Here is a 2035-nt window from a genome sequence, read left to right on the forward strand (position 1 = left end):
TAAAGAAATTTAGGTGCCTATATCGGTGGTGTCCACCTCTTCCCATTCCGAACAGAGAAGTTAAGCCCACCAGAGCCGATGGTACTGCGGTAACACGTGGGAGAGTAGGTCGGTGCCAGATCTTAAAAGAAACCCTTCAGCAGAAATGTTGAAGGGTTTTCTTGGTTTATGGCCGTTTCTGTTCCGTAGCGTTCACTTTTCCCAGGATGGTCTTCTTGATGTCCTTGATCCCAGACCGGTTTCCTGATCATCAAGGAGTTAAGATGGGTTAAGGTTTTATTCCCGCAAGATTACGGTGATTTGCACTGAGTTTTACACTACTGGCCCAGGTTCAATAGCCCTGATGGCAGCGGAAATCCCTTTTGGTTAAAGATGTATTGTTTGATCAGCGCGGATATCCAAAAGGATTGCAGAGGACAGCAGGACGGAACCCAGCCTACATGTTACTGCTATTGCGCTCCAAAACATCAAAATATTTAATCTTCTGGATTCGGCTTAACAAATAAGTTAAACGCTGCTTTAACCATTTAAAGTGATGTTTTTCCACGATTATCATCTCAACGACCGTGTGCATGATAGATTTAGCAAATATATCCTATCTATAGCATACTTTTTTAGCACATATAGCTTAAAGATTTGAGTATGATTGTCTGAATCTGGAAAGGATTTGATATTTTGCGGCATAATTTAATTTAGATATGGCTTCAGGTTTTTTTGCGATTTTGGATGATATAGGTGCTTTAATGGACGATGTAGCGGTAACAGCTAAGGTAGCGGCCAAGAAGACTGCGGGAATTTTGGGAGATGATTTAGCCGTAAACGCAGAAAAGTCAACTGGTTTTCTTTCCTCGAGGGAATTGCCTGTATTATGGGCAATTACCAAGGGGTCATTTGTGAATAAGCTTATTATTGTTCCCATTGCGCTATTGCTTAATTTCTTTTTTCCGATAGCAATCAAAGTGATCTTGGTGCTGGGCGGGTTGTACCTGGCTTATGAAGGCGTGGAGAAAATTGTTGAATACTTTATTCATCGGTCAAAGCCCTCCCATATAGAGGCAAAAGAAGTTATCCAGGAGGATGAGGTAGCAGAAAAAGCAAAGATCAAATCAGCCATTATTACCGATTTTATTTTATCAATAGAAATTGTAATTATTGCTTTGGGAAGTGTGCTCGAAGAAAAACTGCTTATACAAATTTTGACAGTGTCAGCTGTAGCCTTGTTGGCCACCGTTGGTGTTTATGGCATCGTAGCTATTATTGTTAGGATGGATGATGCTGGATATCGCTTAATGAAGGCCTCAGGTGAAAAAGGTATACTTTCAGTTATCGGTAATTTGCTGGTTCGTTCTCTACCGGTTATAATAAAGATATTAAGTGTTGTGGGAACGATAGCGTTGATCTTAGTTTCAGGTGGGATTTTTGCACACAATGTTGGCTTTCTACATCATTTTCTTCATACTTTGCCTTCAATTCTTAGAGAATTTGCTTTTGGATTAGCCGCCGGACTAGTCTCTGTGCTTGCTGTTATTGCGGGTAAAAAGTTGTTAGCTATTGTCAGAAAATAAAGTATTTCAGTATTCTACGACAGAGCGGATTTTTAATCTTTTAGGAAAGCAGGTTTGGTGCCACGATATGGGCGTTGTCCCGCCATCCGTTGCAAAGCCTTGGTTCGTTCCTCACCATCGGGTTTTCCACTTCTGTCGGGTTTATTCTGCAGGGGTTTCCTAAGTTTCAAGTGGCCGGTTGCAGGGAAAACTCCGGAAGCCTGAAGGGGAGCAGCCTGCTCTAAACACGTCTTCGTTCAAAAAGTTTTGTATGTGCCAACATTTTTTCTGTCTGAAAACCATTGTGTTACATAAATAGGTTAACTAATGTTTGCCTATCCTTTGGATATAGGTTAAAAATCCCTACTTTTGCATCCCGCTTCGGAGGAAGGGTTTGGTTGAAAGGATGGCATTGGAGAGCGTAGGCAAGGATTTATTTTAAAATAAATATTGCGGGAGAAGAAAAGATTGCTACCTTTGCAGCCCGGATC

Annotated in this window: 1 protein-coding gene and 1 rRNA gene; both read left to right on the top strand. The window is 41.3% G+C overall.

Annotated elements, in window-relative coordinates; genetic code table 11:
- Nucleotides 1–9 precede the first annotated feature (9 nt).
- Nucleotides 10–121: ribosomal RNA gene (gene rrf, locus ASU31_RS27030) — 5S ribosomal RNA — on the top strand.
- Nucleotides 122–698: 577 nt separating this feature from the next.
- Nucleotides 699–1565: a DUF808 domain-containing protein gene (locus ASU31_RS27035; RefSeq protein ID WP_057935339.1), complete on the top strand. Its 867-nt coding sequence runs from the start codon at nt 699–701 to the stop codon at nt 1563–1565.
- The last annotated feature ends 470 nt before the right edge of the window (nt 1566–2035 follow it).

The sequence above is a fragment of the Pedobacter ginsenosidimutans genome (assembly GCF_001442625.1).
Taxonomy (GTDB): domain Bacteria; phylum Bacteroidota; class Bacteroidia; order Sphingobacteriales; family Sphingobacteriaceae; genus Pedobacter; species Pedobacter ginsenosidimutans.